Source organism: Paenibacillus sp. JJ-223 (assembly GCF_927798175.1).
Taxonomy (GTDB): Bacteria; Bacillota; Bacilli; order Paenibacillales; family Paenibacillaceae; genus Paenibacillus; species Paenibacillus hubeiensis.
Genome location: NZ_CAKMMP010000001.1, coordinates 598,592 through 611,131, shown reverse-complemented (window position 1 = coordinate 611,131; position 12,540 = coordinate 598,592). Strand labels below are relative to the sequence as shown.

Annotated in this window: 14 protein-coding genes; 5 read left to right on the top strand and 9 right to left on the bottom strand. The window is 42.2% G+C overall.

Annotation, left to right across the window (positions count from 1 at the left end; genetic code table 11):
- Position 1 precedes the first annotated feature (1 nt).
- Together L6H98_RS02550 and L6H98_RS02545 are read right to left on the bottom strand one after the other, a co-directional pair.
- The gene (locus L6H98_RS02550) at positions 2 to 415 is read right to left on the bottom strand and encodes a nuclear transport factor 2 family protein (RefSeq protein WP_236412626.1); all 414 of its coding nucleotides are present in this window, start codon (positions 413 to 415) and stop codon (positions 2 to 4) included.
- Positions 416 to 532: 117 nt separating this feature from the next.
- Positions 533 to 1,117, bottom strand: coding sequence for a TetR/AcrR family transcriptional regulator (locus L6H98_RS02545; RefSeq protein ID WP_236412625.1), 585 nt, complete (start codon positions 1,115 to 1,117; stop codon positions 533 to 535).
- A 635-nt stretch (positions 1,118 to 1,752) separates the two neighbouring features.
- Here L6H98_RS02545 and L6H98_RS02540 point away from each other — a divergent pair.
- Positions 1,753 to 2,127, top strand: coding sequence for a hypothetical protein (locus L6H98_RS02540; protein ID WP_236412624.1), 375 nt, complete (start codon positions 1,753 to 1,755; stop codon positions 2,125 to 2,127).
- A 61-nt stretch (positions 2,128 to 2,188) separates the two neighbouring features.
- Here the strand turns inward: L6H98_RS02540 and L6H98_RS02535 are convergent, their stop codons facing one another.
- Positions 2,189 to 2,356 (bottom strand): hypothetical protein, encoded by a 168-nt coding sequence (locus L6H98_RS02535; RefSeq protein WP_236412623.1) that lies wholly within the window; start codon positions 2,354 to 2,356, stop codon positions 2,189 to 2,191.
- 259 nt (positions 2,357 to 2,615) lie between these two features.
- Entirely contained in the window at positions 2,616 to 3,473 is an 858-nt protein-coding gene (locus L6H98_RS02530; protein ID WP_236412622.1) for a hypothetical protein, read from the bottom strand.
- Between the two features lie 271 nt (positions 3,474 to 3,744).
- On the opposite strand from L6H98_RS02530, the gene L6H98_RS02525 reads away from it, so the two are divergent.
- The gene (locus tag L6H98_RS02525) at positions 3,745 to 4,599 is read left to right on the top strand and encodes a cupredoxin domain-containing protein (RefSeq protein ID WP_236412621.1); all 855 of its coding nucleotides are present in this window, start codon (positions 3,745 to 3,747) and stop codon (positions 4,597 to 4,599) included.
- Between the two features lie 250 nt (positions 4,600 to 4,849).
- On the opposite strand, the gene L6H98_RS02520 is transcribed toward L6H98_RS02525, so the two are convergent.
- The 3 genes from L6H98_RS02520 to arr all read right to left on the bottom strand — a co-directional run bounded on the left by L6H98_RS02520 (position 4,850) and on the right by arr (position 8,016).
- The gene (locus L6H98_RS02520) at positions 4,850 to 6,352 is read right to left on the bottom strand and encodes a dienelactone hydrolase (RefSeq protein ID WP_236412620.1); all 1,503 of its coding nucleotides are present in this window, start codon (positions 6,350 to 6,352) and stop codon (positions 4,850 to 4,852) included.
- Between the two features lie 93 nt (positions 6,353 to 6,445).
- The gene (locus L6H98_RS02515; RefSeq protein ID WP_236412619.1) at positions 6,446 to 7,336 is read right to left on the bottom strand and encodes a Virginiamycin B lyase; all 891 of its coding nucleotides are present in this window, start codon (positions 7,334 to 7,336) and stop codon (positions 6,446 to 6,448) included.
- Positions 7,337 to 7,599: 263 nt separating this feature from the next.
- On the bottom strand, positions 7,600 to 8,016 hold the full coding sequence (gene arr, locus L6H98_RS02510; protein WP_236412618.1) for an NAD(+)--rifampin ADP-ribosyltransferase: 417 nt from the start codon (positions 8,014 to 8,016) through the stop codon (positions 7,600 to 7,602).
- A 212-nt stretch (positions 8,017 to 8,228) separates the two neighbouring features.
- Here arr and L6H98_RS02505 point away from each other — a divergent pair, with 212 nt between their 5' ends.
- Entirely contained in the window at positions 8,229 to 8,471 is a 243-nt protein-coding gene (locus L6H98_RS02505; RefSeq protein ID WP_290371407.1) for a (4Fe-4S)-binding protein, read from the top strand.
- Between the two features lie 2 nt (positions 8,472 to 8,473).
- Positions 8,474 to 8,755: a GNAT family N-acetyltransferase gene (locus tag L6H98_RS02500; protein WP_236412957.1), complete on the top strand. Its 282-nt coding sequence runs from the start codon at positions 8,474 to 8,476 to the stop codon at positions 8,753 to 8,755.
- A gap of 476 nt (positions 8,756 to 9,231) precedes the next feature.
- Here the strand turns inward: L6H98_RS02500 and L6H98_RS02495 are convergent, their stop codons facing one another.
- A complete protein-coding gene (locus tag L6H98_RS02495) occupies positions 9,232 to 9,636 on the bottom strand; it encodes a hypothetical protein (RefSeq protein ID WP_236412617.1) in 405 nt (134 codons plus the stop codon).
- 777 nt (positions 9,637 to 10,413) lie between these two features.
- Here L6H98_RS02495 and L6H98_RS02490 point away from each other — a divergent pair.
- A complete protein-coding gene (locus L6H98_RS02490) occupies positions 10,414 to 11,835 on the top strand; it encodes a HAMP domain-containing sensor histidine kinase (RefSeq protein WP_236412616.1) in 1,422 nt (473 codons plus the stop codon).
- Here the strand turns inward: L6H98_RS02490 and L6H98_RS02485 are convergent.
- Positions 11,822 to 12,409 carry a response regulator transcription factor gene (locus L6H98_RS02485; RefSeq protein ID WP_236412615.1) on the bottom strand — a complete coding sequence of 196 codons (588 nt, stop codon included), beginning with the start codon at positions 12,407 to 12,409 and terminating at the stop codon, positions 11,822 to 11,824. The genes L6H98_RS02490 and L6H98_RS02485 overlap by 14 nt on opposite strands.
- Positions 12,410 to 12,540 lie beyond the last annotated feature (131 nt).

The following is a 12,540-nucleotide window of genomic DNA, read 5'->3' as shown; positions in this document are numbered from 1 at the left end:
CTTAATCTTGTGCTGCTTCAAGTAAAACCGCCGGATTCCAATAATCCTTAAAAAGCGTTATCTTCCCATCCTTTAAGTGGAACACGGAGATATACGACTGCCGATACGGTCTTTCTGTTTCTGTCATTACTGCATTGCATGTATACTCGGCAACAATTTTATCTTTGGTTACAAGCAGGTTTGGAGATGAGAAAGAGAGAATCCCCATTCGCTTGAACAGTTCATAAATATAGTTACGAATCTCTTCAATACCAACCAGCCTTTGAGTATAACCCGCGGGAGCATAAGGAAACTCAACGACGGCATCTTCACTAAATAGCGTGAACCATTTTTCGAAATCCTCCGTTACCAAGCTGCTTTGAAACACCTTTAGCATTTCGGTTGCCTGGGCATGCAGAACATTTTCGCTTGTCATATTCATCCCTCCTGTTTTTAATAGACCATTTAGTCCGAAATGAGCAAAAAAATAATTGAATCGGACTGTTTAGTCTAGAATTCCGAAAAATAATAATGAAGCAATGAGTCGGCTTCATTATTGATCTAAGGCAGATAAACTTACTGTGACGTAATCATCCATAACCTTGGGGTCACTCGTCATTTTGGCCAATTGGATCAAGGAGTATCTTGCAAAATTCAAGTAACGAGCCAAAGCTCGAAGGTCTCGGTCACTCGCAATTTCTCCATTCTCCTGTCCCCGAACCAAAGCTGCATAAAAGGCTTCTTCCAGCGTATTCAAATCCTCCAATAAAAATGATCTGATCTCCATATCATGAGGCATCTGATCAATGGCTGAAAAAATAATAAAGCATTCCTTTTGCCGGTTCTTATCCTTTAATACCTTTGCTGCTTCATGAAATACATAAGCTATCCCCTGCTTTGCAGATTCAGAGGTCGCTAAATACTTCATGGCTGCGCTGCTCTTTTCATTTACGTAATGCTTCAAAGCAAGGATGAACAAGTCTCTTTTCGTACCATAAGTGTCATACAAGCTTTGCCGGGCAATACCGAGTCCTTTCAGCAGTTGAGGCAATGAGGTTCCCTCATAGCCGTAATGTCCGAAAACCTCCATAGCTTTACGAAGTACTTCCAACGTATCAAACTCTTTGTTTCTTCCCAATTTCACCCTCCTTTGATCGTCATTATATATTTTCCGGACTAAACAGTCAAGAAAAAAAGCGACATATCTACACAGATTTAGGTGAGAAACTTCCTTCCCCAGCCTCTAATCGAATCGATGATACATGGCAGCGTTTTTGATGATCATGACAGCCTGCCCTATGCGCAGAAACCTTTCCTGATCTCTAAATCAAATGTGACGCCTCTTATGATTTTCCCTTCTTTGAAACAATTTTAATCAACGGAAATGAACATCTACTTCATATATCTCCAAAACATTTGCTTTTCGTATCCATATTTTGTACGGTTGCATGCCATGGACAAGGCAACGGATGTGTTGCTCATCTATCAATTCACTTCGATATAAATCTTCTACTACGTGGATCTCCCTGCAAATTCTCGGCTCTGTTCGGCATCCTCACCAATGATAGGTACTTCGTAAACTCTGCCCCTTCCGTAATGTGTACACCGACCACAAGAAAGTGGCAAACACTGCGTCTTCTTAACATGGAATAGTCCCCTGTTCTTGTCCTCCGACAATCAACAGAAGACTATTTCATTTTGTTTTCCTATTAACCCAATCCATGTGAAGCCAAAAGAATAATATATCTTATCACTTTGAGGAGGTTGATCTCTATGACATTGGTAAGATACTCTACTGGTCCAGTTGAAAATGCTATTAATTTGTCGACACTTCCGGGAGAATCCAGAACTTTTTTCGCAAAGGCAGTCAATAACGGAAGTAGCACTGCTAAGGTGCGTATCCGTTTATTCCGTTTGAATGGTGAAAAAACTTTGGTTAGATCCGTTATTTTCACTCTTGCACCAGGCGCTTCCAGCTTCCGAGTTCTGAACGTCGCTAATTTGGTTCAATTTGAAGTTGAATATACTACAAACAGCAAACATGTCCTTGTGTCAGGATGGGGTAAAAACGCATCTGGCCGACTCGTTGCAGCTCATCGCTTCTCACCTACTGAATTGGCGAAGAAGCGTATTAAAAAGCATAGATAATAATTAATAGCTTGGAGATCCACCTGCTTCCGCAGAGGTGGGTCTTTTTTTGTATGTATCTCTAATCGGTAATCGGTATATGTTCCTCTGCCGCACTTCCTCCATACCAAATCTGTCTGCTTCCCCATCCTGTCGTAGAATAATAGGGAGGTCTCAAATCGTGGCCCGCACCGTCCAAAGGCCACATGGCATGTTTATGAGCAAATCCCTTATCCTTCAGCCTGTTCATGATTCACTCATTCATCCTTGCGGAAGGTCACACCCCATCTTCTGTTCCCGAAGTGAAAGCAAGCCCGCTATTGTCTCATCCAATAAGGATCGGGCGTATCTAGAAATAGCCCTTCGGTTTACCGGATGCGCGTGCCAACACAAAAACACCTCCAAGGATGTTTCCATATCTCAGGATATGGTCGCATTCTCTTGAAGGTGTTTTAGTATGCCATCGGTCCATGATGCACACATGAGAGAGTTGTTGAAGGATTTCCGTATTACAGGTATTGAACGGCGATGAAGTAGAACATACCGTCCGAATTGAAGTTACCTACAATCGTAGGGGCTCCTTTTTTCTCAAAAACAACGCGGTCAGATGGGAAAGCTTCCTTCGTTGCTTTGTATCCGGTCAAATCAACACCAAGCCAATTTTTAGCCTGCTCCGTAGCTTGTGCTAACAGCTGCTTTTCAGTGAGTGCTTTGATGGATTTCTCATATTTATCAATAACATCCTGATCCTTGCCATACAGATCATCTGCCAATGCTCTGGCGTTCACACTTTGGACATCAAGCGTTTTTTTGTCAATCTCTATCCACGTCCCGAAATCACCGTCCACGAACATGAACTCATACACTTGTTTAGTCCCTTTTTTAATAAGAGAGACACCGGCCAGCTCTCCCTGTTCCACACCTTCCAGTTTGTCGAAAACAGCTTCCGCAGCATCTTGTACAGAAGAGTCTACCGCATCCGGTTGAATTGACTCGGAAGTGTGGCTCAGCTTGTCATCATTAATGTAGTAGGTCAGATTGTCAGTACTGATGTTAGCATTACTAATTTTTCCTTTTGCATCAAAAATAACATGGCTATAAGGGGATTTTTTAATGGAATAGGACCATTCCTTCGCGCCGAAGGATTCACCTTTGTCAAGTTTATAAGCAGTGCCCGTTATTTTCTTTAATGTTTGCTCCACTTTCTTGACTGCCGCAGCAGGTGCAGTTGTTGCGTTTTTTTCAGCTGCAGTAACCGTTGATCCGACACTGGCTGCACTAGCCTGTGTTTGAGAATAGGCCATAGAAGTGGCACCAATGATTCCTGCCAGTGCTACAGAGCTGAGTACTTTGTACATCTTTTTCATAATGGTTCCTCCATATTGTGTAATTTGTTTTACACCTATATAACGCTCAAGAACCGATCAATTGTGACACAAATGATTTTTTATTCTAAAATTATGATTCTCAAGAAGTGAAAACCATTCAAAAGGCCGTTTGCGTCGTTTGCTTAAATGCAAATCATTTTATGAACAATTACTGAATGTTTTGAATTTAAACTATATTCGATGTATCGAATGCACTACAATGTGTAGTAAGTGATTATATCAATTTATATATATCGGAGGGCTTCTTATAATGGTACTTACATTATTAAGCATATTAATGATTGTGTTATTGTCCGGATACATGGTTCTGAACACCCATAAACAAAAAAGCAGAATCACGGGCATGCCTGGAATGATGATTGCCATGAGCATTGGAATGATGTCTAGTCTTGCCCTTGGTTTTCAACTGGGCATTGTGTTTGATCATGATTTGGCAGTTCCTTCAATTATCGCTATTTTATTCGGTTTGGGGACCGGTTACTTTACAGGAAAGCCTGTGAGCATACTGGCATCGTTGGATGGTATGTTGGCTGGAATTATGGGTGGAATGATGGGGGCCATGCTCGGTTCAATGCTTGGTTTTACCTATATCATGGCATTGTTTATTGATATCTTGTTTATCCTTATCTTTTGTGTTGTTCTTCAATTAACAAGTTCAAATTCAGTGGAAACCCATAAAACCAAACGTAACGGGATCAGCGTGCCCTTTATTGCAGGTATCATAACGGTTGCCTTTGGAACGGTTTCGGTCGGTTTACTGCTTTTTAATCAGTATCAAGATCATCGAGCCTCAGCAGTTTCTTCCCAAAATAAGCAACAGAGCTCTGCTCAAGAAAATGCAGGCTATAAGGTGATTTCAGTGGATGTCAAATCTAATGGTTTTAGCCAAGACAATATTGTAGTCCAAGCAGGTGTTCCTACAAAATTAAATTTTATAAAACAAACAGGCTATACTTGTATAAAAAGTGTGGAGTCCACGGATCTGGGCATTGATGTGTACCTTGAAAAGGGAGATAACTTCATTACGTTAAATGATTTGAAACCTGGAACATATCATTTCAATTGTGGCATGTATATGTACTATGGAACGATCACTGTTGTATAACGTGAAATTTTGATGTTGTAGATGAGGTTTTTAACCTCCTTTTCCGCCCGCTCCATGTTGGTGCACGCCGAAGTGTAGTTTCCTGAAAGGATATTCTATCTTCATTCTCTTCATTCAATGCGTGGTTTTCACACAAAAGTTAACCGCCCAATGAAAGGCGGTTAACTTAATCCAATGGCTATTTATCTATAGATGCTATTTTTGTCTCCTTTCAGCCCAAAATTTAATCCAGCGTTTTCTTTGACAAGTGTTATAGCGAGTTTACGAACTTTACCTCCGGAAAGCGGCTATCCGGTCCCTTCATTAATATTCCGCCTTTATTTTTCAAATACATATCAAAAAAGTCCAGCATATAGGCATTGATTATGGAGCTCGCTCTCTCAGGCGCAATCTTTCCTGTAATGCCAAGCATGTTGAAAATCGGAGAAATGAACTGGACGTCGGTAAAATTCAAATGCTCTGTATTTTCGATATAGAGAACTTGTCCCCCTTCGTCGACCGTTTCGCGCATCCGTTCAAGCTCCAATTTTTTATCTTCCGTTACTTGATCTTCCCACTCTCTTGTCGAGCCCATACGGTTAAGCTCTGCATCGGTGTAGACCCGGCCATCCATCACCCTTTTTAGTTTTTCGAAATAGCTCTCCGAGTTGATGAACAAAAACGGCTTTCGCAGACCCTCTCGGTCACGCAGTCGATAAAGCCCTCCATCAAGGTCGACTCCAGCCGTGATGCGCGGATCGTAAGAAGCATCATAGGCCGTCGCTCCGCCGATGGAATGGCCGAACACCCCGACATGACCGAGATCCATCCTCCCTTTGAGATGACTTGGAATCTGCCCTGATTGGATGAGCTCGAATTGGTCCAGCACGAACGCCACATCGTCGGTTAGAACTTTTCCTAACTCGTCGCGAACTCTTCTACTCGTCCGGTAATCCTGGTCGGGCGAAAATAAGTCGTTCGTTGTGTCCGTCGTGATTCGTCCGTCCGGAAATTCGGTTGCAATTGTATTGTAGGTGTGGTCGACCACGGCCACGATATATCCGTGACTCGCGAGATTTTCGGCTTGCGACGTGTGAAGGAACCTTGAGGAACCATTGCCTGGATTCGCCAAGATTAGCGGGTATCGAGTCTGTGCCGAAGAAACTTCGGCCCCCGAATAAGCATGACTGGATACGTACTTTAGGTGTTGAAAAGTAAACCCGGGAAGACCATAGCTCTCCGCCATATAAGATAAGATTCCGGTATCGGGGATAAAGGGCGTGTACTTTCCGGTGTCAGCTTGAGCCGGATACCATACCTGAACCATCAACTCCCTCTTGCCTGTCGCGGAATTTCCAAATGTCTCCTCCCGGTTTGAATCGACGAAATGAAAAACTTGCGTGCCAACCTTCAACTTGCCAGTTGGCGCTGGAAAGTCGAATACGGGAAACACATAGAGGAAGCACCCCGTTGTGATTAACCCAATCACGATAAAAAGTCGGCCCAGCACCCTACGGATTCGCGAAGCAGTCCGAACGACTTTCGGCATTATGAAAACGTCTTTAAGCGAAAGCATAAGCATCAGGATCGTAAATCCGTATAAAAATAAAAGCTGAACCCTGTATCCTTCGACAAGCAAATGTGTCACTAAAAAAATGGAGCCTGCTCCGCTTGTCAGGAGCAAAGCTGATCTTCGAATACGTGGATTGAAAATGAACAGGAGTGCCAACAAACAAGCACTTGAGAAGAAAAGCAGCATTTCAAAAAACCTCACACCAACTCCCCCTTAAAAATAATCCTATCAATGGATTAGTATAGGGGGACAGCTAGGTTGATACCATTGATCTAGATGACAATTGCCTTACACTCATGTAAGGTTGACGAGACGCCCAATTTGATTACACTCTTCAGCAAACCAAATATCCCCGTCACTACCTAGCGCAATACCATGCGGTTCTGCATTTTTCATAGGAATCGGATATTCCGTAATCATTCCATCGATCGTTATTCGACCGATCTTGTTGCCGCCCCATTCCGTAAACCAAAGATCCCCGTTCCTTCCAGAGATTATAGCGTGGGGACGAGCGTTCGGCGTAGGAATCGGAAATTCCTTTATTTCGCCTGAAGGCGTAATTCTACCGATGTTATTTGCATTAATTTGCACAAACCAAACAGCCCCATCCGGCCCGCAAGCAATACCGACAGGCCCGGAATTCGGTGTAGGGATTTGATACTCCATCATTTTCCCATCCGTGGTTATCCTTCCGATCGTATTGTTTTGATTCTGTGTAAACCATAACGCCTTATCAGGACCCGTAATAATAAAAGAGGGGAACGTATCCTGGGCAGGCAAATCAAACTCCGTCATTTCCCCTCTCATTGTTATACTTCCGATCTTTCCGCTCTTCATCTGGGTAAACCAAATCCCACCGTCAGGACCTTCTGTAATCCCGAATGGCGCAGAGCCCGAAGTCGGCACATCATATTCTTTGAATTGACCGTTTAACGACATTCTGCCAATCTTATTTGCGTTATATTCTGTGAACCACAGGTCGCCCGCCTGATCCGAAATGATAGACATCGCTCCAGCGTTTTCTGTCGGAATCGAGAATGATGTGATCTTGCCTTTGGCGTCTATTCGCCCGATATGATTGCCCTTTTGTTCCGTAAACCAAATGGCTCCGTCTTTCCCGGCAGTGATTCCGTACGGCCCTGATTCATGATTGCCGACTGCATATTCAATAATCGTGTGTCTCATACGCTTCCCCTCCAGCAAATTACGCAATGTATCTAAATCCCCGTATACCATTGCTTCAATGTATGGATTGATGCTTTCGATATCATTGTCCCAATTCAGAGAAAACTGCGAACTTAAAACAATCGATTTCACTTTTAGATTTGTAGAACATCGAGCAATTCTAGTGCAGCTCGTTATGTTTCCTCCCCAAAAAACAAAGAGGACCTTAAAAGAGCCCCCGATTCGAAATAGGATATTTTTGAACATTGATCTATATGCGGAAATTAATCGTAGATCACATTTTTTCCTTCTTCACTTAATTTTTTTAAAGATGCAAGCATATGATTGATCTCTTCATCGGAGTGTCTTTCCCATGAAGCTAATTCAGCGACTATCTTTAGAGGTGATTTAGATCTATATGAGCGTGTCGGGTTTCCAGGAAATCTTTTATCCGTTAAGTTAGGATCATTTTCAAAATCTCCTAATGGTTCTACAATATAGATCCTTTCTTTTGAATTAGATCTTGCTAATTCCGCTCCCCATTTGGCAGCATTCAATGTTGCAGTAAAGTATATATGGTTAGATTTTTTTTCTTGGTAATTGGATAAGTATTGCGGTTCCAATAAATCACCAATTTTCAGTTCTGCTTTAGTACCATGAAAAAAAGGACCTTGATCTAAGACATCTTTTTTGGCTTCCATACGGATGCACCTCTTTTATTTTTTGATTTGTCTTTAGCAGTATAGTGTAGGAATTACGAAAAAAACAGTCTATAAAAAAAATATTAAAAACGGTATAATTTAAGTAGAGAGAATGATATTGAACAGAAATTGCCTATATAGCAGGTGTATGAAGGATTACCTTCTCCCATGTCAATAAACAAAAACTCAACAGGGAAAGATGTGAAGGAATCGTGATAAAGCAAAAGGTATATTACGGAAAAGATATCGAGGTCATGTTTAATCCAGAGGTATGCATTCATTCCGGTATTTGCGTAAAGGGCCTCCCTGGTGTTTTTGATTTAAGCAAACGTCCTTGGGTTAATCCCGATGCCGACACTACGGAGGCCATTGCCCGACATATTGATACCTGTCCAAGCGGAGCACTGACGTATAGACGTCTGGACGATGAAAATTCAACGGAGAAAGAGGAATGAACTTGCATATTGTAGAACATGAAACCGCTAATAAAAGATTCCTTATTCGAGATAACGGCGGCATTGCTGCCGTGATGACATATGTCATTTCAAATCCGGAGCTTTACATTATCGATCACACGTTGGTCGAAAATGCTTACCGGGGACAAGGGCTTGGCGATCAGCTTGTCGAAGCTATGGTGGAATACGCACGGGAAAACGGTATCAAGATTTTGCCCTTATGCCCGTTTGCCAAGGGACGATTCGAACGTTTCTCCGAATACGCGGATGTTCTTCATAAGTAATCACGAATAATATAGTTATGATTATAATAAGATCAAAGAGCCTGAGGGTACGAAATTTCTTCGTTCCTCTCAGGCTCTTCTCCTTTCATCAGTGCTCATTCGTGCATACATCATAAAATCATCCTTCTAACTCATCGCTGTTAACAACACCGCATTCGCATTAAACACACCGTGAACGATCATGCCTGGCAAGAATGTCCACTGATCCATCTTCTTCCACATTTCTGAGCTAGTCATCTACGGGTTCGGATCTGGTCCATAACGTACAACCGGGCGTTAACCACACTCTTGTTCCGAGGAAACACTTACCTACATATTATATTATGATTTAAAAATGCCAACCCTCTAAAGAGAATTGGCATTGAGAGATGGGAATTGTGTTTAAGTCTGATATGTATTATTTCTATTGATTTACCTCACCTGATCCTGCTTAGAAACGTCCTTGTTTTGTGTCGGCCCAAAGTCTAGGTATACTGCTAGGTTGTTTTTGTATTGGAAGATTGTCTTCGAAGATATTTTTGACTGGGACGATGGAGAAGAATTGTAACAACCGCAAAAATATAAATTAGAATGGACAAGACCTCTTTCGAAGAGAACACCTGAAGAAGACCAAGGATAACAATAATCAGAGATGTTTTATACATTTTACAGCTAATAAAAATGACGGCTAATAACGCAGGGATTAACGCAATGTAGATACTAGCTTCAGCAGCTCCAAAAGCATAATATAAGCTTTCCGAATGGGCATCTAGATACATAAACTTGGCATCCGCTTCTCGAATTTTAATTTGCAGCTGCACCATCGAATATACCAAAATGACTAATTTCAAACTTAGTAAAGCGCGGGCCACATGCAACATTACAGGCATCTTCATCTTCATGCAATTAGCTTTCTCCAATCTCTATGTATATTATTTTCCTTAATTATACTTTTCAACAAACCAATAACACATTAGACTTAAGTATGGTTTTTTATTGATCCAAATTCGTAAATGTGTATTCGTTTCTTGACTCCACATTTTTCAATTTAAGCGTGATGTTTGAAAGACTTGGAGATAGAAAGAGCATAGCGAAATTTAAATCGGATTCAGCATCGGCAAAAAAATAGAAAGAGCAGCCTTCTCACAGGCTGCTCTTGAACACAGAACCTGGACTTATTTAACCAGAAATGAACCGAGGGCAGATATATGTTATTCTTTTTTTAAACCATGTTTTGGCCTCTTGAGAACTCAATCTCCAGATCACGAACACAGGAAGAATAACCCCAATGATAAATCCTGCGTTATGCCAGATCGCGAATTCAGTCAAGCGCAGCACAATCATAATGACTGATAATACCTATTTTTGATATCAGCTGCGATCTTGCTTAGAATGCTTACACTCCTTGTTGTCTCTATATCTACCAATCCGTCATTTGTATAGAAATGCTTGTTGTCAATCCATTTATTTCACCAAAAATGATTCCTTGATGTTGTACCGAATTGGCGTATAAATATCTTCTTTGATGTCAACGGAAAACGATAATGGATAAATTTAGACGATATGATAAAATGAGGTGTGTTCCTTGATATTGCAAAGAGTCGAGTTTAATGGAGGGCATCTTCTTGAAATGGTTATATGTCGTCATGTTCGCATCCCTATGGCTGCTGGGTATCCTGATGCTGTCACAGCATTTTCGCAAAAACTTTTGGATCGGTCTTTCTCTGCTCTGCGGGGGTATGGCGAGCTTCACCTTTTCCATCCATTTAACAATCGTTCCTTATCTATCTAGCAGGGGCTTGCTCAATCCGCTCTTAAGCAACCTTCTTTATACGTCCAGCGTTGCGGCCATAACCGTTTATTTTTACTTGTTTGCGTATGTTTTTTGCATAAGCGGGGTATGGTTCGGGGTGATCCGTAAGAGAAAAAACACTATTCTGATCACTATTGCTTTATTCATACCCGCAGCTTGTCTACTTGGCAACCATCTGCTGAACGAGCCTCCAAACATCTTTATCATCAACAGCTTTCGCTGGTGGGACGGATTCTACTTCATCTTGGGCTGCTGTCTTTATTTCGCCTCCTATCTATTGGAAAAGGAAGCTGAAGCAAGACGGTCAAAGCGGCGAATAGCTTTCCTATTCTCGGCAGCGATCCTTTGGGCCTTTTCGACGGATTTCCTTGGCTTTAAAACACTTCGTTTGGAAGAATGGCAGTTTCAATTGGAGAGCAACAATGCGTGGAAGAACAACGTGTTCGTTGTTCTAGGCCTAGTCGTGACCATCGTATATTTTACGCTTAAATACGGGTTTCTCGGCATTAAATTGCGGATCGAACGAGAACGTCTGAATTCCTCAATGCGCGCTCTGACACTGGGGGTGTCTATTCTCAATCATTCCATCAAAAACGAAATTCAAAAGATCAGCTACCTGGCTGAAAAAACAGGAGACTACATACACTCCGGCCAGTCTGCTAAATCACAGCAAACGCTTGAGCAGGTACAGACCGTGGCTAATCATTTGCTCAATATGGTTAGCCGCATTAAAGATAAAGCCGATGATATCGCACTTGAAGAGAGGGAATTGGATATTAACGAACTGATCTCTTCCGTTACGTCCCCTTTAAAACCGCAGCTTGAAGGACGCGGTATCGTCCTTCAAGAGCTGATCGAATCGAAAGGTAGGTTAAGATGCGATCCCACTCATCTCAAGGAAACGCTGTCAAACCTGCTCCAAAATGCCCTCGACGTAATGCCTGAGCGAAACGGCTCGCTAAGCATTCACGTTTATACAGGGAATAAACACTTGTTGATAAACGTTGCCGACAATGGATGCGGTATCCCGAAGGAGCAGCATAGCAAAATTTTTGAGCCCTTTTATACAACAAAGAAAAATACGCTAAGCTTCGGTTTAGGACTCTCCTATTGTGCTTCGGTGATGCAAAAGCATAATGGAAGCATACGTATACTTGAATCCGAGCCTGGCAAAGGCACCGTAATCGGCTTATCCTTTCCGTTGAACCGATTCACCACTGCTTCCAAGGCCAATCGCTACTTTGATTGGAATCCTTTCTCTACAGCCCGCCGAATTAACCGTTTCTAAAAGGGTTGAGCTTGTTTTTTATGCTTTTCAACTGTGATTTGATCGTATTGGTGGATTTGTATAGTTTTTCAGAAATTTGCTGTTTGCTGAGCCCCTGCTTACGTAGCTCGAATACTTCTCGTTCCGTGGGCGTAAGCGGCATTAGCTGAACCTCGTTTCGCATAATACTTGCGGCATCCGCATGAATAGCGGACCGGTTGGCATATGCTTCTCTTACTGCACGAACGATGTCTTTGTAGCTTTGCTTCGTAATGTAATTCATGGCGCCCAGCTGAAACGATTTGATAATAATGTCTTTGTCCGAAAGCGAGGTCAGCATAATAATTTTTACGTTACGATGTGTCAGCAGTGTTGAAATTTCATGGGCGGCCTCCAGGCCGTCCAAATTGTTTTCAGTCAAATTAATATCCATAAGTACGACATCGATCTCTGTTTCAAGTGCAGTTCGAACCGCCTCTTCTCCCGTACCCACTACTGCAACAACATCTATATCCGTTTCCTCCGCCAAATCGCTGCTTATATTCTGCTGCCAGAAAGAATCGTCCTCAACGAGCATTACGCGTATACGCTCCATGTAAGCACCCTGCCTTCCGCGGTATTCTTTCTATGGAAACCGGAAGCACTACAGCTTCGAATGTAGTATATCAAAGATGGTTATCGCCTGATAGGATGAAAATTTTTCACCCTTTCAGTATCGCTGCAGGG

Excerpts from the sequence above, each read along its gene's own strand:
- L6H98_RS02490 (WP_236412616.1), top strand. The coding sequence starts at position 10,414 with ATGCTGTCACAGCATTTTCGCAAAAACTTTTGGATCGGTCTTTCTCTG.
- L6H98_RS02525 (WP_236412621.1), top strand. The coding sequence starts at position 3,745 with ATGGTACTTACATTATTAAGCATATTAATGATTGTGTTATTGTCCGGA.
- L6H98_RS02550 (WP_236412626.1), bottom strand. The coding sequence starts at position 415 with ATGACAAGCGAAAATGTTCTGCATGCCCAGGCAACCGAAATGCTAAAG.
- L6H98_RS02495 (WP_236412617.1), bottom strand. The coding sequence starts at position 9,636 with ATGAAGATGAAGATGCCTGTAATGTTGCATGTGGCCCGCGCTTTACTA.
- L6H98_RS02540 (WP_236412624.1), top strand. The coding sequence starts at position 1,753 with ATGACATTGGTAAGATACTCTACTGGTCCAGTTGAAAATGCTATTAAT.
- L6H98_RS02535 (WP_236412623.1), bottom strand. The coding sequence starts at position 2,356 with ATGAACAGGCTGAAGGATAAGGGATTTGCTCATAAACATGCCATGTGG.
- arr (WP_236412618.1), bottom strand. The coding sequence starts at position 8,016 with ATGGAAGCCAAAAAAGATGTCTTAGATCAAGGTCCTTTTTTTCATGGT.
- L6H98_RS02485 (WP_236412615.1), bottom strand. The coding sequence starts at position 12,409 with ATGGAGCGTATACGCGTAATGCTCGTTGAGGACGATTCTTTCTGGCAG.
- L6H98_RS02515 (WP_236412619.1), bottom strand. The coding sequence starts at position 7,336 with ATGAGACACACGATTATTGAATATGCAGTCGGCAATCATGAATCAGGG.
- L6H98_RS02530 (WP_236412622.1), bottom strand. The coding sequence starts at position 3,473 with ATGAAAAAGATGTACAAAGTACTCAGCTCTGTAGCACTGGCAGGAATC.